Annotated in this window: 23 protein-coding genes; 16 read left to right on the top strand and 7 right to left on the bottom strand. The window is 42.3% G+C overall.

The annotated features are described in order from the left end of the window. The 11 genes from ACFEL9_RS17495 (at window position 1) to ACFEL9_RS17445 (ending at window position 11,041) form a co-directional block, all read left to right on the top strand. Window positions 1-690 (top strand): hypothetical protein, encoded by a 690-nt coding sequence (locus ACFEL9_RS17495; RefSeq protein WP_385892833.1) that lies wholly within the window; start codon window positions 1-3, stop codon window positions 688-690. 129 nt (window positions 691-819) lie between these two features. Then, window positions 820-1,707, top strand: coding sequence for an NAD(P)-dependent alcohol dehydrogenase (locus ACFEL9_RS17490; protein ID WP_385892831.1), 888 nt, complete (start codon window positions 820-822; stop codon window positions 1,705-1,707). A 270-nt stretch (window positions 1,708-1,977) separates the two neighbouring features. Further along, window positions 1,978-2,940, top strand: coding sequence for an NAD(P)-dependent alcohol dehydrogenase (locus ACFEL9_RS17485; RefSeq protein WP_385892828.1), 963 nt, complete (start codon window positions 1,978-1,980; stop codon window positions 2,938-2,940). Window positions 2,941-3,068: 128 nt separating this feature from the next. Further along, window positions 3,069-3,722 (top strand): ankyrin repeat domain-containing protein, encoded by a 654-nt coding sequence (locus ACFEL9_RS17480; RefSeq protein WP_385892825.1) that lies wholly within the window; start codon window positions 3,069-3,071, stop codon window positions 3,720-3,722. Window positions 3,723-4,007: 285 nt separating this feature from the next. Continuing rightward, window positions 4,008-4,805, top strand: coding sequence for an SDR family oxidoreductase (locus ACFEL9_RS17475; RefSeq protein WP_385892822.1), 798 nt, complete (start codon window positions 4,008-4,010; stop codon window positions 4,803-4,805). A gap of 17 nt (window positions 4,806-4,822) precedes the next feature. Further along, window positions 4,823-5,737, top strand: a complete 915-nt coding sequence (locus tag ACFEL9_RS17470) for a helix-turn-helix domain-containing protein (protein WP_385892819.1) — start codon at window positions 4,823-4,825, stop codon at window positions 5,735-5,737. Between the two features lie 495 nt (window positions 5,738-6,232). Beyond that, window positions 6,233-7,417 carry a DUF6786 family protein gene (locus tag ACFEL9_RS17465; protein WP_385892816.1) on the top strand — a complete coding sequence of 395 codons (1,185 nt, stop codon included), beginning with the start codon at window positions 6,233-6,235 and terminating at the stop codon, window positions 7,415-7,417. A gap of 255 nt (window positions 7,418-7,672) precedes the next feature. Beyond that, complete coding sequence (locus ACFEL9_RS17460) at window positions 7,673-8,476, top strand: hypothetical protein (protein WP_385892813.1); 804 nt, start codon at window positions 7,673-7,675, stop codon at window positions 8,474-8,476. A 32-nt stretch (window positions 8,477-8,508) separates the two neighbouring features. Next, a complete protein-coding gene (locus tag ACFEL9_RS17455) occupies window positions 8,509-8,880 on the top strand; it encodes a DUF8817 family protein (protein WP_385892802.1) in 372 nt (123 codons plus the stop codon). Between the two features lie 139 nt (window positions 8,881-9,019). Continuing rightward, on the top strand, window positions 9,020-9,949 hold the full coding sequence (locus tag ACFEL9_RS17450) for a histone deacetylase family protein (RefSeq protein ID WP_385892799.1): 930 nt from the start codon (window positions 9,020-9,022) through the stop codon (window positions 9,947-9,949). 144 nt (window positions 9,950-10,093) lie between these two features. Further along, complete coding sequence (locus ACFEL9_RS17445; RefSeq protein ID WP_385892797.1) at window positions 10,094-11,041, top strand: tetratricopeptide repeat protein; 948 nt, start codon at window positions 10,094-10,096, stop codon at window positions 11,039-11,041. 8 nt (window positions 11,042-11,049) lie between these two features. Here the strand turns inward: ACFEL9_RS17445 and ACFEL9_RS17440 are convergent, their stop codons facing one another. Further along, on the bottom strand, window positions 11,050-11,634 hold the full coding sequence (locus tag ACFEL9_RS17440) for a hypothetical protein (protein ID WP_385892794.1): 585 nt from the start codon (window positions 11,632-11,634) through the stop codon (window positions 11,050-11,052). Window positions 11,635-11,744: 110 nt separating this feature from the next. Between ACFEL9_RS17440 and ACFEL9_RS17435 the strand changes: the two genes are divergently transcribed. The 3 genes from ACFEL9_RS17435 (at window position 11,745) to ACFEL9_RS17425 (ending at window position 14,990) form a co-directional block, all read left to right on the top strand. Next, window positions 11,745-13,022, top strand: coding sequence for a metal-dependent hydrolase family protein (locus ACFEL9_RS17435; protein WP_385892791.1), 1,278 nt, complete (start codon window positions 11,745-11,747; stop codon window positions 13,020-13,022). Window positions 13,023-13,106: 84 nt separating this feature from the next. After that, the gene (locus ACFEL9_RS17430) at window positions 13,107-14,087 is read left to right on the top strand and encodes an ankyrin repeat domain-containing protein (protein ID WP_385892788.1); all 981 of its coding nucleotides are present in this window, start codon (window positions 13,107-13,109) and stop codon (window positions 14,085-14,087) included. Window positions 14,088-14,195: 108 nt separating this feature from the next. After that, window positions 14,196-14,990, top strand: a complete 795-nt coding sequence (locus ACFEL9_RS17425) for a nucleotidyltransferase domain-containing protein (RefSeq protein WP_385892785.1) — start codon at window positions 14,196-14,198, stop codon at window positions 14,988-14,990. Window positions 14,991-15,050: 60 nt separating this feature from the next. Here ACFEL9_RS17425 and ACFEL9_RS17420 read toward each other — a convergent pair whose 3' ends face one another. Further along, on the bottom strand, window positions 15,051-15,977 hold the full coding sequence (locus ACFEL9_RS17420; RefSeq protein ID WP_385892782.1) for a hypothetical protein: 927 nt from the start codon (window positions 15,975-15,977) through the stop codon (window positions 15,051-15,053). Between the two features lie 420 nt (window positions 15,978-16,397). Between ACFEL9_RS17420 and ACFEL9_RS17415 the strand changes: the two genes are divergently transcribed. Further along, on the top strand, window positions 16,398-16,946 hold the full coding sequence (locus ACFEL9_RS17415) for a lipid-binding SYLF domain-containing protein (protein ID WP_385892780.1): 549 nt from the start codon (window positions 16,398-16,400) through the stop codon (window positions 16,944-16,946). Between the two features lie 96 nt (window positions 16,947-17,042). Here the strand turns inward: ACFEL9_RS17415 and ACFEL9_RS17410 are convergent, their stop codons facing one another. Together ACFEL9_RS17410 and ACFEL9_RS17405 are read right to left on the bottom strand one after the other, a co-directional pair. Beyond that, complete coding sequence (locus ACFEL9_RS17410) at window positions 17,043-17,192, bottom strand: DinB family protein (protein ID WP_385892777.1); 150 nt, start codon at window positions 17,190-17,192, stop codon at window positions 17,043-17,045. After that, complete coding sequence (locus ACFEL9_RS17405) at window positions 17,141-17,590, bottom strand: DinB family protein (RefSeq protein WP_385892776.1); 450 nt, start codon at window positions 17,588-17,590, stop codon at window positions 17,141-17,143. Before ACFEL9_RS17405 ends, ACFEL9_RS17410 begins: the two co-directional genes overlap by 52 nt. Before the next feature lie 98 nt (window positions 17,591-17,688). Here ACFEL9_RS17405 and ACFEL9_RS17400 point away from each other — a divergent pair, with 98 nt between their 5' ends. Then, a complete protein-coding gene (locus ACFEL9_RS17400; protein ID WP_385892773.1) occupies window positions 17,689-18,672 on the top strand; it encodes a 2-hydroxyacid dehydrogenase in 984 nt (327 codons plus the stop codon). 104 nt (window positions 18,673-18,776) lie between these two features. On the opposite strand, the gene ACFEL9_RS17395 is transcribed toward ACFEL9_RS17400, so the two are convergent. The 3 genes from ACFEL9_RS17395 to ACFEL9_RS17385 all read right to left on the bottom strand — a co-directional run. Beyond that, complete coding sequence (locus ACFEL9_RS17395; protein ID WP_385892770.1) at window positions 18,777-20,798, bottom strand: OmpA family protein; 2,022 nt, start codon at window positions 20,796-20,798, stop codon at window positions 18,777-18,779. 74 nt (window positions 20,799-20,872) lie between these two features. Next, on the bottom strand, window positions 20,873-21,883 hold the full coding sequence (locus ACFEL9_RS17390; RefSeq protein WP_385892768.1) for a PorP/SprF family type IX secretion system membrane protein: 1,011 nt from the start codon (window positions 21,881-21,883) through the stop codon (window positions 20,873-20,875). A gap of 116 nt (window positions 21,884-21,999) precedes the next feature. Then, window positions 22,000-23,479: T9SS type B sorting domain-containing protein (locus ACFEL9_RS17385; RefSeq protein ID WP_385892766.1), on the bottom strand; the 1,480-nt coding region annotated here is incomplete at its 5' end.

Below are 23,479 nucleotides of genomic sequence, written 5' to 3'. Positions count from 1 at the left end.
ATGAATCAGCTAAAATCAGGCTTACGCCGCGTACTATGCTTTCTTGTTTTGCTATTTGAGTTTAGCAATCTACAGGCACAAGTACTTGTTCATGAAGAACCGCGACACCGCCCGGTTTTTCAAAACCGCCAGGTTCGTATCCTGAATGTGCTGCTGCCTCCGGGCGACACCACGCAATATCATATCCATCACACGCCATCGGTATTTATCTTTTTTACCAGTACTACTACCGGTTCGCAATTACAGGGTGCTACCGCTTCAACCAGTACATCTGTTGCTGGCAGCATCATCTTTGAAAACCTGGCGGCGCCTCATTTGCGTGTGCATCGCGTCTGGAATATGGATAAAGACACTTTTCATGTTATGGACCTGGAACTGCTATCGAAAGATTCAGGCTTTGTCCAACGACCGTTGACCCTTCCGGGACTGCAATTAGCGATAGACACCGCCTGGGTAAGGGCATACCGGCTGACATTATCTGCCGAGAATGATTTTATTCTCAGGGATAAGAAACGTTCTTTGATTTTGGTAACATTGGATACTGTCCTGGTGCAAACGAAGCACAATGGGGAAACACGGGATCAAACACTGGAACCCGGAAGTTTTTTTGAGATTAAGGGAAGACACTCATTTTCGCTGAAAAACAGGGGTGGCGATGCAGCTCATTTTGCATTACTCGAAATGCCCTGACAATAACCCTTTATTTTAATAATAGCATATCTTCAATCGGGCATTTGTACCGGGCGGGATATTCACTGAATTGCAGCCTTCGCAATACACGAACGCTGTGTTTGATTTTGAAAAATAAATCTTAATAAATTGAAGGCAATTATTTACACACAATACGGAGGCCCCGAAGTTCTGCAGCTCAAAGAAATAGAAAAGCCTTTTCCTAAGGATGATGAAGTGTTGATAAAAGTTCATGCCGTATCAATTAATGATTGGGATTGGGGCCTGTTACATGGTGACTTTGTAAATCGTATGTTGAACGGTCTTCGGAAACCAAAAAGGCAAATTCTTGGCTCCGATATAGCAGGGCGAATTGAAGCAGTTGGTAAAAATGTAAAACAATTCAAACCCGGCGATGGCGTGTATGGTGATCTAAGCGGCCAGTGGGGAGGTTTTGCTGAGTATGTCTGTGCTCCTGAAAAAGCATTAGCGCTGAAACCTGCAGCCATGAGCTTTGAACAGGCAGCGGCCATACCACAGGCGGCCATGCTGGCGGTACAGGGCCTTATTGACAAAGGAAAAATTAAACAGGGACAAAAATTGTTGATCAATGGAGCTGGCGGAGGTGTCGGCACTTTTGGAGTGCAGATCGCCAAATTATACGGAGCTGAAGTAACGGGTGTTGACAGCACGGGTAAACTCGAAATGATGCGTGCGATGGGTTTTGATCATGTCATTGATTATACAAATGAAGATTTCACAAAAAATGGCCAGTGTTATGATCTGATTCTTGATGTAAAAACAAATCGTTCAATGTTTGCTTATGCCCGTGCATTATGCCGCAATGGAGTTTATGTGACAGTTGGGGGTTCTATGTCCCGGCTACTACAGGGTTTATTACTGGCGCCGTGGATCAGGATGTTCCGGAAAAAACATATACACATTGTTGCGCTCAAGACAAACAAAGATCTGGCTTATATGAATGAACTTTTTGAAACCGGTAAAACAAAACCAGTGATAGATGGGCCTTACGTTTAGATCAGGTTCCTGAAGCATTCAAGCATTTTGAAAGAGCAGAGCATAAAGGAAAAATAGTGATCACTATATAAAGATCATGCGTTATTGTTAAAATGAACCTGATCATCTTTTGTGTTCTTGGTGTCACACGTTGTGTTCTTGGTGTCACACGTTGTGTTCTTAGTGCTACAAAAAAACTGGAACACAAAGATCACGACGAACCACTAAGGACACTACACAGTCTATATAGTAGTATGTTTGAGATGAAGTACAATCATTAAATAATATAAAATGAAAGCCGCCGTCCGTGTCAAATATGGCCCACCAAAAGAAGTACTGAGTATAAAAGAAATCGATAAGCCAACTCCAAAGGATGATGAAGTATTGATAAGGGTATATGCGGCCAGTGCCAACAGGACCGACTATCATGTACTGACCGGTACGCCATTTTTCATGCGGTTCTTTACAGGATTATTCAAACCGGGGTTAACGATTACAGGTTCGGATTTTGCCGGACAGGTTGAAGCAATTGGCCCGGCTGTAAAAACTTTTAAAGTGGGTGATAAAGTAATGGGCTTTGGAGGTGTATTCTGTATTGGTTCGCATACAGAGTACATAACATTTCCTGAAAGCAAAGGAATAGTATCAATGCCCGGCAATATAACTTATGAACAGGCAGCAGCTTGTTTGGAGGGCACTTATTATTCTGCTGCCGGTATTAATCACCTGAAACCAGCGTCCGGACAAAAAGCATTGGTGTATGGTGCAACGGGTGCTATTGGTTCGGCCGATGTTCAGTTTTTGAAATATTATGGTGTGTATGTTACCGCGGTATGTGGCGGTGAGAACGCCGATCTTGTAAGATCATTAGGAGCCGATAAAGTAATAGATTACAAAACGCAGGATTTTACAAAAGATGAAGAGAAATATGATTATGTCTTTGATGCGGTTGACAAAACCGGTTTTCTCAAATGCAAACGACTATTGAAGAAGAATGGAATTTATACTTCATCCGGCGGATTTGAGTACATGGCATGGGCACTCATTACTAAGATAACCGGAGGAAAAAAAGTTTTATTCATTGTTCCCAAGGACATAAAGGGCAATCTTGCCTTTATCAAAAAGCTGGTTGAAGAAGGCCGTTTCCGCCCCGTGATAGACAGAACATACCCGCTTGAAAAAATAGCTGAAGCATTTACCTATGTAGGAACTCATCAGAAAATTGGGAATGTGATTATTAAAATTGATGCTTAAGATGAGAAAATAATTACGAACTAAGTTTTAGTTTAGTAACATCATTAAGCTTCAATTGCGTCGATTTCTTGTACAGTTGGGATTCTATTAGTGAGCAACTTTTAAATACTTCAAAAAAAATCAGTGCGATGAAACCAGATATAAAAAAACTTATCGAGAATAAAGATTATGAAGGAATAAGCCAGTTGCTGACCAGCGATCCAAATCTTGCCAATGAAGGCATCACCATACCCTACGATAATGAGTCTGTCATAAAAGCACATCCCCTGCACCGGATTTGTGATGCGGTGTTTGCGAAAAAAATTACTGACCAGGAAGCCATTCAAATTGCCACAATCTTTTTAGACGGTGGAGCTGATATCAATGGCGCTACGATTAAAGAAAATGAGGACACACCGTTGCTGGCCGCCGCCAGCCTTCATGCAGAGCAACTAGGCATTTTCTATATTGATAAGGGAGCGGATATTCATTATAAGGGCAGGCGTGATGGCGCTACGGCATTGCATTGGGCCGCTTATTGTGGAAGAGATAAGTTAGTTGAAAGGCTGATTGGGGAAAAAGCAATGATTGACCTGCGTGACACTTCCTATAACTGTACTCCGATTGCCTGGGCAATTCAACCGTTGCTCATAGACGACAAGGTTAATAGCTTTCACCAGGTGGCCTGTTTAAAATTGCTGCTGAAAGCAGGAGCTGATATACTGACGCTGCGTAAAGAAGCAAACCTCTATTTGCGGCAATTAGCTAACGATGATTTGGAATTAAAAAAACTGTTGAACTAAGTTCCAACAACCCGATTAGAATCGGCTCTCCCTTCCACGGGTTTCTGAATTGTCATTGAAAAATAACAGCAATGTCGGAAAACTAAATATCTTCCAGATTCCTTACCATGGCGTGAAAGGTAATTCCTTCCTCCAGTAGACGCTTCACCAGCCAACTTGCCACATATTTGTTTGCTTCCCTTAGCAACAAACTGATAATTTCCATTTTGACTACAATAATCTCCTGTTTGGATACATGCCTAAAAAACAGGTGATAGAATTTTGTTCTTCAAATCAAAAAAGACAATGAAGACAATTTTTATCACCGGCGCCTCAACAGGCCTGGGAAAAGCAACAGCAAAATTATTTGCAGCCAAAGGCTGGAAGGTGATCGCTACCATGCGTAAACCCGAAAATGAAAAAGAGCTCACTTTGATCAACAACATTACCTTGTTGCCGTTAGATGTTACCAACCCTGCTCAGATCAAGGAAACAACTCAACAAGCCATTGCCCTTGGCCCTGTTGATGTGGTGTTCAATAATGCAGGCTATGGTTTGATGGGGCCCCTGGAACCCATCACCGATGAGCAACTGGTGCGTCAGCTGAATACAAACGTATTAGGCGTTATTCGTGTTACACAGGCATTTATTCCTTACTTCAGAGAAAAACAACAGGGGCTTTTTATAACCACTACTTCAATAGGCGGGTTGATCACTTTTCCATTCGCTTCGGTGTATCATGCAACAAAATGGGCACTCGAAGGCTGGAGTGAAAGCATGGCTTTTGAGCTGAAAAAAATCGGCGTTGGTATTAAAACTGTTTCACCCGGCGGCATTAAAACCGATTTCTTGAGCCGTTCTGCCGACATGTCTTCACATCCTGCCTACCAGCAATGGGTAGAAAAAATGTTTGCGGGTATTAACGAAAACCATTTCACACCTGCAGAACAAATTGCTGCCGTGGTTTATGAAGCCGCTACCGATGGAAACAACAAATTAAGATATGTAGCAGGTGAAGATGCGAAAGCGATGTATGCACAACGTTTGCAGGTGGGCGACGAGGAATTCAGAAAGCATATGGAACAAACGATCCTTGCAAGCTAGATCACTAACTTTATACAATGAAAAGAGAAGAAAAGGTACCACATCAATTCAACTCTATATCCGACTTACACCGGGTGATGGGCTTACCAAAGCCGCTTCACCCGCTGGTAAGCCTGGTTGATAATTCGCAGATAGCAGTGGATAAAGACCAACTGCCCGGCTCCTTCCTGCTCAATTTTTATAAGGTCTCATATAAAAAAGGTCCTGCAGGAAAATTAAGATATGGTCAACACTATTATGATTTTGACGAAGGTGGTTTGGTTTTCACATCTCCCAATCAGGTGCTGGCAATTACCGATGACACGGAATACTATGGTTATACGTTACTCTTTCATCCTGATTTCATCATAAATTACCCATTAGGAAGAAATATTAAAAACTTTGGTTTCTTTTCCTATGCTGCCAATGAAGCATTATATCTGTCTGAAAAAGAAAAAGGGATCATCCTCGGTATTTTAAAGAATATTGAGGATGAACTACAATCAACCATAGATGATTTTAGCCAGGATGTGATTGTATCGCAAATTGAGTTGCTTTTAAACTATAGCAATCGTTTTTATAAGCGCCAGTTTATTACCCGCAAAGCAGTGAGTAATGATTTGCTGGCAGCATTAGAAAACCTGTTGAACGATTACTTTAACAACGAAACTGCTTTAACAAAAGGCCTGCCTACAGTGCAATATCTTGCAGAACAATTGAATGTTTCGCCACATTATTTAAGCGATATGCTACGCACTTTAACAGGACAAAATGCACAACAGCATATCCACAATAAACTCATTGAAAAAGCTAAGGAGATTCTTTCCACCAGCAATTTGTCGGTTGCAGAAATAGCTTATATGTTGGGCTTTGAACATCCGCAATCATTTAATAAATTATTCAAACGAAAAACTAACCTTTCACCATTAGAATTCAGACAATCATTTAACTAGCTTTCCCCTAAGTATATAGGAGGGAAAACAAGCAACACATCAACAGAATGACCTTGGTTAAAAGGGCCAGTGAACGCCCCATAGGGGCTAATGGTGGTAGAACAACGAATCGTTTTTTCGTTGCGTTCCATAGGAACGAATGGTGCTATGTTTCGGATTGCGGATTGCACCGAACGTTCCGATGAAACGTTTTTGAAATTCATGATTATTGGGCTACCCCAATAGATGTCCCCCATGGGACAATGAGGAGTATTCGATAATTGTTGAATAGCATTACCGAACGATGAAGAGTGCGACGCAACCGAAGCATTATAGTAGCACCACAGCCGGCCAAATGATTAAAGCTAGCCACCCGAATGATACCGGTTAAACATTGCCTGGTATTAAAGGCAATGCTGACAGGCGGAAGCAATACTCCCGGCTGTATATTGTTATATTTGATGTCTGAAAAATCGACATTACCAAGGACGGTTCCACCAACCCTCAGCAGATTGTATGAACAGCCAAAGATTAGCTTTTTTATTGGTCAGCATTAGTAGCCTATTTTCCTGTCATGTATCAGAAACTCCTTTTCAAAAGGACCTGGATTTTTTGGAGAAATATGACAGCGTTGTTGTTCTTACCCGTGGCGAGTCCAAAGTAGTCGTTTCTCCCAAATACCAGGCAAAAGTCTTTACCTCCACCACAGGCGACGGCTCCAGTTTTGGCTGGATCAATTACCAGGCCTTTGATGCGCCTCCCGACCCGCACATGAATGCTTATGGCGGCGAGAACCGCATCTGGCTCGGACCGGAAGGCGGACCCTTCTCGCTTTTTTTTCCAAGAGGGTTTGTGATGGACTTTGGCAACTGGAAAATACCGGCTGCTTTTGATACCGAACCCTGGGAACTTCTATCGGCATCGGATACGGCGGCGACTATCAAAAAAGATATGAAGCTGGTGAATTATTCCGGTACCGAATTATCTCTCTCGGTTAACCGGAAAATAGGAGTGCTTGACAATTCCGGCATCAAACAACTGCTCGGCATTCAATATGGCGCCGGTATAAGGACGGTGGGCTATGTTACCGAAAACAGCCTGGCCAATACGGGAGAACGGCCGTGGACCGATTCAACCGGTATGCCCTGCATCTGGATACTCGATATGTTTCCGCCTTCGCCCAACACAACAGTCATCATTCCGTATAATAAGCAAGACAGCATTTCAAAACCCGCCAATACAAACTATTTTGGTGAAATACCTGTAAGCAGGATAAAGTATGCGGATAATACCATCTTCTTTAAAGCAGATGGAAAGTTGCGGAGTAAATTGGGTGTTCCTCCTGGCTCAGCGAAAAATATTGCGGGTAGCTATGATGCCGATAAAAAGATTCTTACTATCACCTTGTTTGATGTGAACCCAACAGGCCGGTATTTAAACATGGAATGGGATACCAAAAAACCGCCATTCAGCGGTGATGCTGTCAATGCTTACAATGATGGCCCGCTGGAAGACGGCAGGCAACTCGGACCTTTTTATGAACTCGAATCGGTTTCACCGGCAGCCTTTCTATCACCGGGTCAGTCACTCATGCACAGGCATAGCGTTTTTCATTTTACCGGTGATGAAAAGGAGCTGGATGCTATTTGTCTGAAAACACTTGGTGTCACACTCAGTCAGGTTAAAGTCATGTTTAAGTAAACAGTGATGAAGCGTCGGTCACAGAAAAGACTCAACGCTGATATATTTCATCCAGAAGGAAATTTGAAAAGCGTAAGGAGCCTGATCGTTCCCGCTATCCTGCTTTGGATTGCACAAAAAAAGTTAACTTAACTATGGCTTACAACACATAGCGGGGGCAATCCTGTTCTGCTACCCCTTGAAAAAGATGCACGAACTCCCATGACAGCATCCAATAGTGCAGCAATCTATTTCTTCATCATTAAAAAAAAAATCATGCAACAGGTTAAAAACAGCATTTGCTTTTTTGTAATGATTTCAGTTTTATTACTGATGAGCTGTAATGGGCCGGATACAAAATCAGAATCAACGGCGCAGGATACAACGGCGATTACAGCAACGAATGACACGGTTCCTGCGTCCGATTATGATCCAAACCTGGATATTTATAACACCGGTGGAAATGCGATTCAAAAATTGCACGACAGCCTGGGGATAAAATTGTATGTGGCAACGATGAAGTCCGGAGATTCGGCAGCGCTGCATAGCCACCCTGACCATGCAGTTTATTTGTTGCAAGGTGGTAAACTGGCCGTTACGTTCCAGGGAAAGGGACGGCAGGAAATGAATTTGCCAACAGGCGCCGGGTTCATCAGTGGACCAGTAGTGGATGCCGGCAAAAACATAGGTAATACTACAGTAAAGATGTTGGTAGCGGATATATACAGGCCGCGGGGCAGTGGCGCTTCCTCCATGCCGGGCTATGATCCCGCTTTGGATCCGTTAACAGTTGGTGCGTCGTTTTCCAAAAAACTTCATGATACGCTGAATATAAAATTCTTTGAAGCTGCATTAAAGCCCGGACAATCTGCAGCACTACATGCCCACCCCGATCATGTCATTTATGTACTTCAGGGTGGTAAATTAGCATTTTATCCTACGGGTGAAGGCAGGAAGGAAGCCGAATTAAAAGCAGGAGAGGGATGGGTAGGCGGACCATTAACAGACTCTGCAAAGAACATTGGAAAGACTACCATCAGGGTGCTTGAAATTGATGTGTACAGGCCAAGAGGAAAATGATATTTTTCTGTCAATAAAGTAATCATTGCAACATGAAAATGGTTCCGATTTTTCGCTGCCGCAATATGTGGCAGGCAATAAATTTTTACACTACTATACTTGATTTTGAATTAAAAGAAGCCGGCGCATCCCCAGATGACTGGGTGGTTGCTTTGAAAAATGGCGATGCGGAATTGATGCTGACAAGTTTGGAAGGTGATCAAAAGATTGGAATTGCCGCTAATGTGCTGGTACAGGATATAGACAACTTGTTTGAAAAATATTTAAGCAGGGGACTCGATACATCGGATAAAGAAAGTTCACCTGTCCACCAGGGACCGCTCGACCAAAGTTGGGGCAACAGGGAGTTTTATGTAACTGATGCGGATGGCAATACGTTGCGATTTGTACAAGAAAATACCTGACATTTTTATCGGGGCATCATTCATTTCAAAACCCTATCAGCGGCTATATCAATTAATCTACAACCGGTGAGGCAGATCCTTGCTTTTTGTTTTTTAAGGTTTGTGCGGCCTTAGTAAATTTGCCGTTATTTCAAAAACATTGATCAAAATAAGCCCAAAAGCTTTACATATTGCTTATGATCCCATTTATGCCCATCCGTTGCCGGAAGGTCATCGCTTTCCGATGTTAAAATATGAGTTGATACCCGGGCAATTGCTATACGAGGGCAGTATCAATAAGGGTAATCTTTTTTCTCCCACTGTTTGTGCGGATGATATTGTTTTATTGACTCACACCCGTGACTACCTGGATAAATTAAAGCAACAGACATTATCCACCAAAGAGCAACGGCATATTGGATTTCCCCAATCGGCTGAACTGACACGACGTGAATTGATCATCACACAGGGCACCATTGATTGTTGTAATCATGCTTTTGTAAATGGTGTAGCGTTGAATGTGGCTGGTGGTACCCATCATGCATTTGCCGACAGGGGCGAAGGTTTTTGCCTGCTGAATGATTTCGGGGTGGCAGCCAACTATTTATTACACTGTCAAAAAGTAAATAAAATATTAATCATCGACCTGGATGTGCACCAGGGCAACGGTACAGCAAAATTGTTTGAACACCATAAAAAGGTTTTTACATTCAGCATGCACGGGGCGCACAATTATCCTTTTCGCAAAGAAACCAGCGATCTCGATATCGGCTTAAAAGACGGGACAAATGATGATATCTATCTTCCCTTGCTCAGGGATACTTTGAATATGCTTATTGAAAAAGTAAAGCCCGATTTTGCTTTTTATCTCTCCGGTGTGGATATTTTGGCGACGGATAAATTTGGCAAACTTGACATCAGCATCGCTGGTTGCAAACAACGAGATGAGATCGTTTTTAGTAAACTCCAAAAACATCATATTCCCTGCGCCGCAGCTATGGGCGGCGGCTACTCACCCGACATCCGTACGATAGTCGAAGCACATTGCAATACATTCCGGCTGGCAAAGGATGTGTATGGGTTGAACTGATCGCCGTAGTTTTTTATAGAGATTCTTTTAACAATTAATCTAAAAGTCTGAAAAAAGCAAAAAAGATTTCACTTTTCAATTATCTTTTTTCATTTTCGTCCTGACCAAAATTATATACCCTCCTTCGTAGACCTTATGAGTAAAATGAAATTAGTAATAAGCGCTATAGCATTGTTTTTGTTCTGTGTAAAAGGAATCTGTCAAAAAGAAAAACTCCTTGCAGAACTGTCAGAAATCAGTTGCAAATGCATCGATTCAATCAAAATAAGTAATAAGGCTAAGGAGGAAATTGCAAAGGAAATAAACAGATGCATCGATTTGCAAACCAACATTTATCAGCTTACTTCCCAACTGGCGAACGTCGATAGCCTGACTAAAACAGCAAAAGAAAAAGATGGGAAAAAACAAATTGAGATTACAGTAAATAGAAATGAAGACTCGCCGGAGTATAAAGCTGCTTACTATGAAATAGAAAGATATTTAATGGAAAACTGTAAGGCAGTTAAAGAAAAAATTTCTTCAAGCGATAAGGAAAATAAAAAATCTTTCTCTGAAGAAGCACTTGAGTTATATTATAAAGGGATTGATGAATCAAAAAAAGAGAATTACAAAAAAGCTATAAAATATTATGAAAGGGCTGTGAAAATTGACCCTGAATTTGCGTTTGCGTGGGACAATATTGGGATAGCGTATAGAAAGCTGGGTGAATATGATAAAGCATTGGATGCTTACAACAAATCTTTGTCAATCGATCCGACGGGGCTCATGCCCTTGCAGAATATTGCGATAGTTTACCGGTTTAAAAAAGAGTATGACAAGGCCATCGAAGCTTATGAAAGGCTGGCGGAACTGGATAAAGACAATCCGGAAATTTATTTTGGAAAGGGGCAGATATACACTGCTTACTTAAATGATCATGAAAAAGGTCTTGATAATATGTGCAAGGCCTATAATTTATATATTCAGCAAAAATCCCCTTATAGAACAGACGCGGAGAAAATCATTAATATTATTTATGCAGAGATGAAAAAAGGAGGCAAAGAAGAAAGATTTTTTGAAATCTTGAAACTGCATAATATCAGCCCCAGGTAGATATAGCCTCACTGTTTCGTTACATCAGCCACATCACCGCCATTATTATCACCATTGCCAACCGTATGACGGAAGCCAATGGGTTGAAAAGGAACTTTTGTTTTGGGATCCTCATCATCATAGTCTTCCCATTCGGTAATATCATCCAGCAGATCTTTTACATGACGAAAAATTGCCTGCTCCGCTACTTCATCCGGCCTGATTATTTGCAGGCTCTTTGGAGACTTAGGCTCACCATATCCCTCAATGTGCGGACTCACGAGCATCACCATGATTTTACCATTGAATAATTGCTGGTAGATCAGTGATCCATTATTTTTTACCATGATCCGTTTTATATCGGCGTTTTCCAAATTTTCAGCGATACCACTGCTGCTCCGGCCAAGGTCGAGGATTACCGCTTCCAGGTTTTCGATGTTGTTTTTTTCCGTGACAGAAGCTTTCAGCTCTGTTTGTTGAATAATATCCTGCAACATGTTTTTAATAAACTGCCTGGTCTTGTCTTTCCACTCCTGGCGGTAGTTGCGGGTGTTCACTAATACCTGTTTATAGGTATTTACTTTTTCACGCAGCAAAGCAATATTGATATTCATATGCCTAATATAATTAAATAGTGAGTGATCAAGTTAAAGAAATTGTGGCAAGCGGAGCAAAGCATTTATCGGTTGAAAGTGGTTATTTTTAAATCTAAAACAAATTGCTGATGAGTAAAACCATTTTCCTGTTAAGCAGTCTTTTTATCTTCTCAACTATTACTGCTCAAAAAACCTATATCTGGTGCGGCACCCTAATTAATGGCATAGCCGATGAACCAAAGAAAAATATGACCATTATTGTAGAGAAAGATAAGATCAGTTCCATTGAAAATGGTTTTACGCAACCGGGTACCAATGATAAGAGCATTGATTTGAAAACAAAAACTGTCACGCCCGGCTGGATCGATATGCATGTACACCTGGAGTCGGAAACAAAAAAAGGAAATGTAGCCGACCGCTTTATGCTAAACCCGCCGGATGTAGCTTTCGAGTCGATCAAATATGCGAATGTTACCCTGATGGCCGGTTTTACAACCGTAAGGGACCTGGGTGGCAGTGGTGTAAATGTCTCGTTGCGCAATGCGATTAACAAGGGATGGATAACAGGACCAAGGATTTTTACGGCAGCTAAATCAATTGCCACAACAGGCGGTCATGCAGATCCCACCAATGGTTATCGTAAAGACCTGATGGGTGACCCCGGACCCAAAGAAGGTGTGATCAATGGTGCCGAAGATGCTTACCAGGCGGTGCGGCAGCGGTACAAAGATGGTGCGGATCTCATCAAAATTACGGCAACGGGTGGCGTTCTCAGCCAGGCTAAGGATGGAGCTAATGCACAGTTTACCGAAGAAGAAATAAAAGCCATCATATCGGCAGCAAAAGATTATGGCTTTAAGGTTGCCGCTCATGCACACGGAGCAGAAGGTATCAAGAGGGCTATTCGCGGCGGCGTAAACTCCATCGAACATGGAACCTTCATGGATGATGACGGCATAAAACTAATGAAGCAATATGGTACCTGGTATGTACCAACGATTACCGCGGGAAAGTCGACCGCAGATAGCGCAAAAATTCCCGGCTATTATACCGAGATCGTTACACCAAAAGCCTTGTCAACCGGTCCGCAGATACAAAAGACATTTGCCAAAGCGCATAAGGAAGGAGTGAAAATTGCATTCGGCACAGATGCCGGAGTGTTCAGGCACGGCATGAACTGGCTCGAATTTGGTTATATGATAGAAGCAGGAATGAAACCCATGGACGCCATCAAATCAGCTACTATTAATGCAGCCGAATTATTAGGGGAAAAAGAAAGGTTGGGCAGTGTTGAAGCGAACAAGACGGCTGACATCGTAGCCGTAGATGGCGATCCATTAAAAGACGCAAATGCATTTGGCAAAGTGGTGTTTGTGATGAAAGCGGGAGTGGTGTATAAACAATAATTGAGCTTAGGCAGACTTAGAATGGAAAATCAGATTTAAAATAAGGCTTTCTTCATTCTTTATTGTTGAATCAAAACAAAAGTTATGATACAACCCAACGAACTGAAGTTAACGTTGCCCATGGTGCTTGCCAATAATGTTATTTCATCCACTGCCAAAGTTTGGGAAATATTACTCGCAAGCTATAAAGGGGACCTCGCTACCATAAAAAAACTAGAAAAAGAATGTCCTGAACTGATTTATGCGCAATACAATTATACACCACCCATTCATTTTGCCGTGCGGGAAGGTTATATAGAAATAGTTCATTTTTTATTGAAGGAGGGTGCTCACGATCCCACTTATAAAATTTACCCCTTCCAGGAAAACCTGGAAACAATTGCGCAGGACCGGGAACACGATGATATTGCCTGGTTATTGCAGGACTACGCCAATCAACCCACGCTTCAAAAATATAAAGGTGACAATGGAGAAATTCTTTATGAGCGGACGGAATTGGAAAAGGAATTTGAGCGGGTAATAGACCAGGGAAACTTGCAGCGCACCGAAGAAATATTAAAGGAACACCCGGAGTTTGCGTTGGATAATACCTTCTTCTGGAGTGAAGGAATATTAACATTTGCGGCTAAAGAAAACAACCGCCCCATGATTGATCTGTTGATCAGCTATGGTGCAAAGATTCCGGATATTTTGAAATGGGCGCAGTACTATTATTTTGAGCATGATGAAGGTGCCGTCTATATGATGGAAAAAGGAATGAACCCAAACACCATGAGCTGGCATCATGTTACCCTGTTGCATGATATGGCACAGAAGGGAAATCTTGTAAAGGCATCGTTGTTGCTGCAATATGGGGCCGATATCGACCCAATTGATGAAGAATATCAATCCACACCATTGGGTCTGGCCACTAAGTGGGGACATCCCGAAATAGTAGAACTCCTGCTCGCCCAGGGTGCTGATCCCAATAAATCCGGCGCCGCCTGGTCCACACCAATTGCCTGGGCCAAAAAGAAAGGACATGCAGAGATCGAAAAAATGTTGACAAGAGCTGGCGCCGCTTAAAGCTGGTTTGGGCATCCGGTAGTGAATAAAATTTTATTTGCAGGGATTAGTATCCTCTTAACAAGCATCTGACTGGTCCTTAATCGCAGTTCTTGGTATTTTAGCAGGATGATACAACAGGAATTTGCCCTTAAAGCTGCAGCAACGGTGAAAACAGATTCGTCGGTCATCGGGCTGGCCGTTGCCGGATCCTGGCTGACTGCTGAATTGGATGAATACTCCGACCTGGATCTTATTTTAGCGACGAAAGAAAAAGTAGCAGGCGATAAAACCAGGATGCTTTCTTATGCACAAAAATTTGGAGAACTGCTTACCGGATTTACAGGCGAGCATGTAGGTGAACCCCGACTTTTGATTTGCCTGTATAAAAACCCCTTACTACATGTGGACATTAAGTTTTTAACGGTTGAAGAATTCGGCAAGCGCATTGAAACACCGGTCATTTTAGCCGATACGGATAACCAATTGCAAGCTGCACTGGATAACTCACAAGCAAAGTTTCCCTATCCCGAATATCAATGGATAGAAGACAGGTTTTGGATATGGGTACACTATGCCTTGTTGAAAATTGGTCGTGGCGAATATTTTGAAGCATATGATTCGCTTGGCTTTCTTCGCACGCTGGTCTTCGGGCCATTGCTGCATATAAAAAACGGGAATCTTCCCCGTGGCGTTCGCAAAGTAGAAACACAGCTCACCGCGGCGGACCTGGTAGCTTTAAAAGAAACATTGGCTGAGTATGAAAAGATGTCATTGTTAAACGCCTTTGAAAGTTGCGTAAAACTTTACCGGGCTTTAAGAAATGACTTATTTGATAAGAAGGTTATGCTGCAAAAAGGTGCAGAACTACAAGTGCTAAACTTTATGGAACAAATTAAACAAAAGAAGCCACAAGGCTTTTGAATTGTCAGTTATTAAAAAGAGGCGGTTTAGGCGCCTCTTTTTCTGCTGGGAACATATCTATCATTGCTGATATGATTTATAAAATGTCCGGTACTGGCCGCATTTTCCTTTGTATTCCTGCGTACTTTTTTGTTTTATTTCTACTACCGGTTTATGTTTTTTTTGCGCAAGCGTAAAAGGAATACCTACTTTCAGGTTCCAACCTGATACATCCGATTTAATGATGGTTGTGGTTGGTTTAATTCCCGTTGAAGTTGTGATGGATTCCTCATTCAGGTTGCCGATACCATTGAAATAAGAAATAGTCGCAGTCATTATTCGTTGGCTATTTTTTCCAAATTCAAAACCTGCACCGGCTGTGAATGCTGCATTGTGATAGCCCGCCCGGTATTCGTAAATGGTTTGTCCCCCCTGGGTTTTTGAGATGACTCCTGTTTTCGCAGCAGGAACATAGGCGAAACCAAGAGCTGGCTGAATACTAACCCAACTGCGCTGATTTGTAGGTTGCTTCTTGCTTTCAGTTGCTTTATTACCACACCGGCTGGAAAAGTAAGTTTTGCCACACCTGCTTATTGTTGTGCCTTCACCGGCCGGCTGAGCTATTTTTTTTATATTTTTTGACTTTCCTAACGCGATCGGTTTTATTGAATACTGTAATCCACTTTCAAGGCGCACCTGCATGTTACCTGTAACAGCCGAAAAAGAATTCATAGCATTTTCGGGATCCGTAAATCTGAAATTTATTCCCGGTCTTGTTGTGGCAATACCGATATAAGGACCAAAACCTTTTTTGGACTGGTAATCTAACCGAATGCCTGCGTGCGGAGTGAAGTTCATATTCATGGGCGAAATGGTAGAAAGATCATTAAAGTTGAGTGTGGTTTTTGTATTCTCAAAGCCTGCTTGCGGAAGCAGGGTAAGTTTTTGAGCATTTATACCAACTGAAAGAATAGTAAACAACAGGCTGATAAAAAGTATTTTTTTCATAACCAGGAGTTTTAGTTGTTAAAATTTAAATCAATTTCTCATCGAAAAAAAATCTAATACACAAGCGGCGGCCAATTTTTTTAATGCACAGAATGATAAATAGTTTTGAAAAAAAGTAAATGATGCAACACAGATGGATCTGGGCTATCCTTGACTCATTTTAAAAAACATGAAACTACATTTGCCCGCCGGGACTATTCAACATCTTAAATACTTCCTGATGATGTTCCCGGCTTTCAATATCTAATCTTATTGCAGTACAGAAATCGATCTGTTGCTCCGGCTTTAAACTGATTAAAAAATATGTTATTGATACAGCGAGGCATTTGAATCTCGACATCCTCTTACTGGCAAAGTCTTTGTGTTTATCATCCTGTTGTTGCAATAATTCGATCATTAATGAAAACAAAAAACTATTATATGAAAAAGTTTAAAATGTTAACTGCAGCTACGATTCTGCTGGCACTCACGGCATTGGCGGTTCCCGCCGGTTTACAGGCACAGGAGGACAAAAAGGATAAACTTTTAGCGGACAGCAAGGAAGCTAAAGAGCAATTCATAAAGTCTGACGCACTGATGCAAAATTTGTTCGAAAAGTCCTATGGGTACGTAATATTCCCCAATGTGGGGAAAGGCGCCGTCGGTGTGGGAGGAGCAGCCGGTAACGGCATTGTGTATGAGAACGGCGCTGCCATTGGCAGTGCAAAGATGAAACAGGTAAGTGTGGGCTTCCAGTTTGGCGGCCAGGCCTATCGTGAAGTAATCTTTTTTGAAAACAAAGCTGCACTGGATCGGTTTAAAGAAAACAAATTTGAGTTTGCTGCCCAGGTTTCTGCCGTGGCCGTAACAAAAGGCGCATCAGCTAACGTGAAGTACAAAGATGGGGTAATGGTATTTACGCAGGAAAAAGGAGGATTAATGTATGAGGCATCCATCGGGGGGCAGAAATTTGACTATACCCCATTTTAATAATTTAAAAAATTAAAGTGATTTTGGTGTGAACGTACAGGAATACCACTGTTATGAAAGGCCTCTGCCATCGGCAGAGGCTTTCTTTTATTAAATTTAAAATAATTTTTCTTCTGGTGGTTTTATGCCGGCCAGCCTGACATAAATAGTAGTTTGCCCCCGGTGGTGACCCTGGTGTTCAAAAGTTTTATTGATTAATGCGAACCGGGTTTCTTCAAAAATGAAGATCTTTTTTTCTCGGTCCACTTGCTGACATCCAGGTTCTTTATCGCATTAATGCAGAAGTCATAGCTATTCTGCACATAATATTTTACCGAGTCCCGTTGCTGAGCAGAGGAACTTTTTTCCGGGTTTGACATCAGCCAGACAGGAGGCTGCTGATCCGTGGCATTGGACATCAAAAAAACGTTGGCTTGTGCAATATGAAGCATTTGCTGTGCAAAGCTCCTGGTGCTGTCATGGGCCTTCAATGAGTACTTGTCAGCGGGCATGACATCAAGATATTCATTGGTATAAGTTTTTGCCCGCTCCCAATCTTTTATCAATTGTGTTTTGATATCGGTTAAGAGTTGCGCCTGGCAATTACTAATTACAACAAAGGCAAAAGCCAATAAACAGCTTCCGGTTTTTATTCTTCTTTTCATACAGTAATTTTTTGGACTATTAAGTTACCAAATAATAAAAAAATAATCTTCAGTACATTCATCATCTGAAACAACAACAACCCTATCAAAGTCAACAAATGAAAATCGCTTTTTTTTCTACACAACCTTACGACAGGGAATATTTTGTCCGCTATAATAAATCGCATTCTATTCTTTTTTTTGATGCACAACTAAACGAACAAACAGTCAACCTTGCCAACGGTTGTGACGCAGTTTGCGTATTTGTAAACGACCGGCTGGATGAGCAGGTTATAGAAGCATTGGCAAAAACCGGTATCAAAATTATTGCACTGCGTTGCGCCGGATTTAATAATGTGGATTTAGCGGTAGCAAAAGAAAATGCAATTGCAGTAGTAAGAGTGCCCGCCTATTCGCCGCATGCTGTGGCTGAACATGCTTTAGCACTCATCATGACGCTAAACCGAAAAACACATAAGGCCTATAACCGGGTGCGGGAAGGCAATTTTGCATTGAACCGGTTAACTGGTTTTGATTTATATGGAAAAACAGTCGGCATAATTGGGACTGGCAAGATCGGCCAGTGCTTTGCGCATATCATGATGGGCTTAGGATGTAAAGTTGTAGCCTTTGATCTGATCGCCAACAAAGAGCTGGAAAAAGATGGCGTAGAATATTTACCCTTATTAAAGTTGTTGCAGCAAAGCCAAGTGGTGTCACTGCATTGCCCCTTAACTGAGCAAACAAAACATTTGATCAACCAGCAAACGTTACAAGTCATGCAACGGGGAGCTATGCTGATCAATACCAGCAGGGGAGGATTGATCGATACGCCTGCGGCTATCGAAGCGCTTAAAACAGGTCAGCTTGGTTATTTAGGCATCGACGTGTATGAACAGGAAGAAAAATTGTTTTTTCATGACCTGAGCGAGAATATTATTGAAGATGATACCATCATGCGATTAATGAGTTTTCCCAATGTATTGATTACTGCCCACCAGGGATTTTTAACCGATGAGGCCTTAACACAAATTGCCCTGGTCACACTGAAAAACCTCGATGATTTCGGGAAATCAGCACCGGGAGAGAACAGGGTAGTCTGATCTCCATAAAGGCTGTTTAATTGGAAGGACATCAAATAAACAGAAGAGGCATGCCAACCAGGATGCCTCTCTTTAACCTAAAATCAACCACCAAAAATATAAAACTAGTTTTTGCTAATATTTATTAATGCTCTTCGGTTCATACTACGTCCATCGGGATTGTCCCTGCCGTTGATCAATTCCATTTCAACGGGACAGCAGGCGCCAAATGATTCAAAGCTAATCCTCGTAGCACTGAGGCCTTTTTGGATAAGATAATCAGCGCAGGCTTTTGCTCTCCGGTCAGAAAGCTTTTTGTTATACTCCACCGAACCGCGGCCATCGGTATAACCAGATATCTGGATGGTCGCCGAAGTGTCTTGCATTAAAACGTTATAGATCGAATCCAATTGCGTGATACCCCGATTCTTTAATTTACTTTGATCAAAATCAAAATAAATAGTTACTACTGTTTCAAGTCTAATTACTAATTTCTTCTCCAGGCAGATATCGGCATTATAATAAATTTCATTTTGCCAATTCGAGTCATCTTTCTTCACCGCGGAAATGCCACTGGTTTTCTCTTTGAACAAATCTTTATTGATCGCCAGTTGATAGTTACTCTTTTCATTTTTTATTTCGAATTGATAGCTTCCGTCAACACCTGTTTTTAATTGCAGAGGCTTACCAGAGTTGTCTGCAACGGTAACAGTTGCATCAGCTAATGGCTCATTGTTTCTGCAATCACGGATAACGCCACTTAAAAATTGCTTTTTATCCGTCTTGCTTACCGTATACGCTTCAAGACAGCATTCAGAACCACGGTCAGAGCTAAAGAAAGCATACTGTAACAAGGGTATTTTTTGCGAATTGAAAAAGTACAAATCGTCACGGGAAGAGTTGACAGGATAGCCCATATTTTCAATACTCCTCCATTGCGTTGTTGCACCTTTTGCACTATACAGATCATAGCCGCCCATACCAACATTCCTGTCAGAAGCAAACACCAATGTTTTGCTCTGCTCATGATAGAACGGGGCCAATTCATTTGCTGCCGTATTTAACGTGTTGCCGGCATTCGCTGGCTCGTTTGTATTGCCATCAGCCTGTAAAACTGCCCACCAGATATCAAAATTACCTGCACCGCCTGGCCTGTCTGACGCAAAGAATAAATACTTTCCATCGGCCGTGCAAAACGGCTGCTTACTATTATAGCCTGATAAGTTAATAGATGAAAGCTGTACAGGTTGTCCCCAACCATTTTCTTTTCTCCTGGAATAATAAATGGCCGAAACAGTTTTGCCATTTTCTTTTTTCCATTGGGTAAAATATAAATAATTGCCATCGGCACTTATGCTTGCCGTACCCTGGCTCAAAGACATATCAAGGCCTTCAATACTGACCGGTTGCAGGTTTTGTATGCCTCCGATTGAAAGAGTGGAGCTAAACAACCGGCTGTGAAAGGGATCAACACCTGTTTTAGTCACGGAGTCTTGTTTCGTACTTGTCAACAATAATTTATCCTCATTGCTTGCAATAATGGCAAAAGCGCCTTTTTCTTTACCAAAGGCTGTATTCATTTTTTGCAAGCTGTAAAGCAAAGAATCGGGTTTGGATAATTGTGTTTTTACAAATTGCAATCGTTGTTGTTCAGTTATTGCATCGTTGTACAGCGGATCGCCGGATGAATGATTGCGCAGGAACCGGTTTATACTTTCTTCTGCAGCGGTATAGTTGCCCAGGCTTCGCTGGCAAAAAGCAAGCCAATAAAGACCATTTCCGTGCATCGAGCTGTCTTCTTCAAAATACTTTTTATACGCCATCGCAGCCTGCTGCCAATAATTGGCGAGCCGGTAACTTTCTGCTTGCTTAAAAAGAATCGAAGACCGATCCGTTGTTGCTCCGCCAGCACCCGATTTTCCTTTTCTTGAATTCAACGGAAAGTCGCCGTAGGACTTTTGGTTCACTGCACGATTTAAATATTGCTCATATAAACTGGCTGCAGTATAAAAATCGCCGGCAGCAAAATATTTGTCGGCTAACAGGAGGTTCTTATTGGTTTGCCCGTATCCGTTCACCAATTGTAGCAGCAGGACGACTGCCAGCCCGGCTTGACGTAACAGACTTCCCGATATAGCCGTTGACAATTGTATCGGTTTGTTTTTTTGTATCGATAAAAAATTCATATGCATGATCTGCTTGATAAAAAAAGGTTGTGCATCTATAATCTCGGACAACGGATAAAATCAAAAATGCTTTTAGTGCCTTGTCGTTTGATATAAGACAGGCTAAGCTCAAAGCTGTTTGCATTTTTTGTCATTGCACCCAGCTTCGATGTATTGATATCGTAACTAAGTCCAACCAGGAAATTTCTCCAATCAATACCAACAAAAGGAGCGACAGCATCCTTTACCCGGTAATAGCCGCCGATCATCAGGTCGGTTTCTTCGTTTACATTGTATTGAGCGTACACTCCCAGCATTTGTTCTTTTGCATTGCCCTGTTGCATATAGAGCGCATGCGGTATGATGCGGGTACGTTCAGTAAGATTAAAGCTCAATCCTCCGTGAATGGTATATCGCAAGGGGATGGTATTGAGTGCAACATCTTGTGATGAAATGATTGGATCTTTTGGCTTATTCAAATGATAAAATGAGATACCACCAAATGCGTTTGCTTTTTTTCCGGGAGTGGCATCATAATACAAAGCTCCGGCGCCAACGTCTAACGTGGTAGAGGAGGTGGCAGCAAAACTTTCAGAAACAGAATTAGCAGCATTGTAGCCCGTGATCGGGTTCCATTGTTCGCCCCATTTAAATTTGCTTTGATCTACCCGCCGGTTGATGACACCTGCCTGCATCGCCAATACAATGCGGTGGTTATTGTTGACTCCGAATTTGACGCCGGTATAGGCAACACTGGCATAAGCATTGAAATAATTAAATCCACCATCACCAGCTGACTGGTTGAGCAGGTTAAGGCCCAGCGAAATATTTTTATTGGTTCGGGTATCAATCGACAAGCCAGTGGTGCGATAAGGATTGCTGATGCTTCCCCATTGACTGCGATAGATGGCAGAAGCCCGGTAATCACCATCACTTCCACCTGTCATCGCTGGATTTATATACATCGGGTATGTATAGTTCTGCGTAAAATGAGGATCTGTCTGGGCAACCGATTGGTGAATAGATGCCATGACGACAAAAGCAGTAAAAAATGCGGTTCGTTTCATCTATGCTCTGTTTTATTCGAAAGCATTCAGCAATTGACAATGCTGATCTGCATACTTGTTATTTAAAATTTTTGTTGCCAATTGTCTCTATATTTATTTATGATTGTCTTAAATGATTAACGCATTAATGTAATTGATCCCTTCAGTTTCACCGTCCGGCCATCAGCCAGGGTTGCTTGTAGGACATAGACATAAACGCCGACTGGTTGGGGCTTTCCGCGATAGGTGCCATCCCATCCTGTAGTACGGTTGTTGATCACCATTACCTGTTCACCCCATTGATTGAAAATGCGCATATCCAGTTTGTCGATATAGTTTCCATACACATATAGCAAATCATTCTTTCCATCTCTATTAGGAGTGAATACGTTGGGGACAAACACATCTTTGTCCAGCGGTTTAACAGTGATGTGATAGGTTTGATCCGTACCCGCACAACCATTGATCACCGGTGTAACAGTAATTGTTGACGTTACCGGATCATTGCTCCTGTTAATAGCGGTGAAAGCTGGAATATTCCCCGTACCTGTAGCTGCAAGACCAATCGATGAGTTGGAATTGATCCATTTATACGTGACATCAGCAGGCGTTCCCACCAGGTTGTTCACAGGTAAAAGATTTCCATCATTGACCGTGGTATCATTCATTACACTGACTGTTGGTACGGGGTTAACCGTTACCGTGAAGGTGGTATTGGCCGTAGCGCATTGTCCCGCTGCCGGAGTGAATTTATAAACACCTGATGATTGGTTGCTGACAACAGCAGGGTTCCATGTACCGGTAATGCCATTCGTAGACGTAGCTGGCAACACAGGTGCTGTTGCTCCGTTACAAATTGCTTGTGACGTGCCAAAACTAAATGTTGGCGTGAGAATTGATTTTACAGTAACCGTAAACGTCACTTTATTGATACATTGCTCCGGTGTGGCGTCGGGTGTGAACACATAGGTTCCCGAAGCCTGGTTGTCGATGACGGCAGGGTTCCATGTTCCATTGATGCCATTGTCCGATGTGGTTGGCAGGCTGGGCACAGGGCCACCGGTGCAAATGGTCAAAGAAGAACCAATGCTGAATAGCGGCGTTGTACTTGGCGTAACGGTTAACGTGAATGTCGTAGTCACAGCGCACTGACCAGCATCGGGAGTAAAGGTATACGTACCCGAAGTTTGGTTATCTGCTGTTGCCGGATTCCATGTCCCCGTGATTCCATTGGAAGATGTTGCAGGCAGCGAAGGTGCAGTGCTGCCGGAACAAATTGTCTGCGCTGTACCCATATCAAATATGGGGGTAACAATAGGATTGACAGTTACAGTAAATGTTGCTGGCAATGCACATTGACCGGCATCGGGACTAAATGTATAAGTAGCTGAAGCCTGGTTGCTCACTGTTGCCGGGCTCCATGTACCATTGATTCCGTTGGAAGACGCAGCAGTCAATGCTGGTACTGTTCCATTTTCACAAATACTCAGTGTTGTTCCAAAACCAAATGTCGGTGTAACGTTCGGCGTTACTGTCACCGTAAATGTAGCTGATAAGGCACATTGACCCGCTGAAGGAGTAAATGTGTAAGTATCCGAAGCCTGGTTACTAACAGTC

Source organism: Terrimonas alba (assembly GCF_042434975.1).
GTDB classification, from domain to species: domain Bacteria; phylum Bacteroidota; class Bacteroidia; order Chitinophagales; family Chitinophagaceae; genus Terrimonas_B; species Terrimonas_B alba.
This window is presented reverse-complemented; position numbering and strand designations above follow the sequence as displayed.

What these genes read in the sequence shown, in the direction of transcription:
- ACFEL9_RS17405 (WP_385892776.1), bottom strand. Translation starts at nt 17,590, where the DNA reads ATGAAAAGAAGAATAAAAACCGGAAGCTGTTTATTGGCTTTTGCCTTT.
- ACFEL9_RS17400 (WP_385892773.1), top strand. Translation starts at nt 17,689, where the DNA reads ATGAAAATCGCTTTTTTTTCTACACAACCTTACGACAGGGAATATTTT.
- ACFEL9_RS17470 (WP_385892819.1), top strand. Translation starts at nt 4,823, where the DNA reads ATGAAAAGAGAAGAAAAGGTACCACATCAATTCAACTCTATATCCGAC.
- ACFEL9_RS17475 (WP_385892822.1), top strand. Translation starts at nt 4,008, where the DNA reads ATGAAGACAATTTTTATCACCGGCGCCTCAACAGGCCTGGGAAAAGCA.
- ACFEL9_RS17435 (WP_385892791.1), top strand. Translation starts at nt 11,745, where the DNA reads ATGAGTAAAACCATTTTCCTGTTAAGCAGTCTTTTTATCTTCTCAACT.
- ACFEL9_RS17460 (WP_385892813.1), top strand. Translation starts at nt 7,673, where the DNA reads ATGCAACAGGTTAAAAACAGCATTTGCTTTTTTGTAATGATTTCAGTT.
- ACFEL9_RS17430 (WP_385892788.1), top strand. Translation starts at nt 13,107, where the DNA reads ATGATACAACCCAACGAACTGAAGTTAACGTTGCCCATGGTGCTTGCC.
- ACFEL9_RS17415 (WP_385892780.1), top strand. Translation starts at nt 16,398, where the DNA reads ATGAAAAAGTTTAAAATGTTAACTGCAGCTACGATTCTGCTGGCACTC.
- ACFEL9_RS17390 (WP_385892768.1), bottom strand. Translation starts at nt 21,883, where the DNA reads ATGAAACGAACCGCATTTTTTACTGCTTTTGTCGTCATGGCATCTATT.
- ACFEL9_RS17420 (WP_385892782.1), bottom strand. Translation starts at nt 15,977, where the DNA reads ATGAAAAAAATACTTTTTATCAGCCTGTTGTTTACTATTCTTTCAGTT.
- ACFEL9_RS17465 (WP_385892816.1), top strand. Translation starts at nt 6,233, where the DNA reads ATGAACAGCCAAAGATTAGCTTTTTTATTGGTCAGCATTAGTAGCCTA.
- ACFEL9_RS17425 (WP_385892785.1), top strand. Translation starts at nt 14,196, where the DNA reads ATGATACAACAGGAATTTGCCCTTAAAGCTGCAGCAACGGTGAAAACA.
- ACFEL9_RS17485 (WP_385892828.1), top strand. Translation starts at nt 1,978, where the DNA reads ATGAAAGCCGCCGTCCGTGTCAAATATGGCCCACCAAAAGAAGTACTG.
- ACFEL9_RS17480 (WP_385892825.1), top strand. Translation starts at nt 3,069, where the DNA reads ATGAAACCAGATATAAAAAAACTTATCGAGAATAAAGATTATGAAGGA.
- ACFEL9_RS17440 (WP_385892794.1), bottom strand. Translation starts at nt 11,634, where the DNA reads ATGAATATCAATATTGCTTTGCTGCGTGAAAAAGTAAATACCTATAAA.
- ACFEL9_RS17495 (WP_385892833.1), top strand. Translation starts at nt 1, where the DNA reads ATGAATCAGCTAAAATCAGGCTTACGCCGCGTACTATGCTTTCTTGTT.
- ACFEL9_RS17455 (WP_385892802.1), top strand. Translation starts at nt 8,509, where the DNA reads ATGAAAATGGTTCCGATTTTTCGCTGCCGCAATATGTGGCAGGCAATA.
- ACFEL9_RS17445 (WP_385892797.1), top strand. Translation starts at nt 10,094, where the DNA reads ATGAAATTAGTAATAAGCGCTATAGCATTGTTTTTGTTCTGTGTAAAA.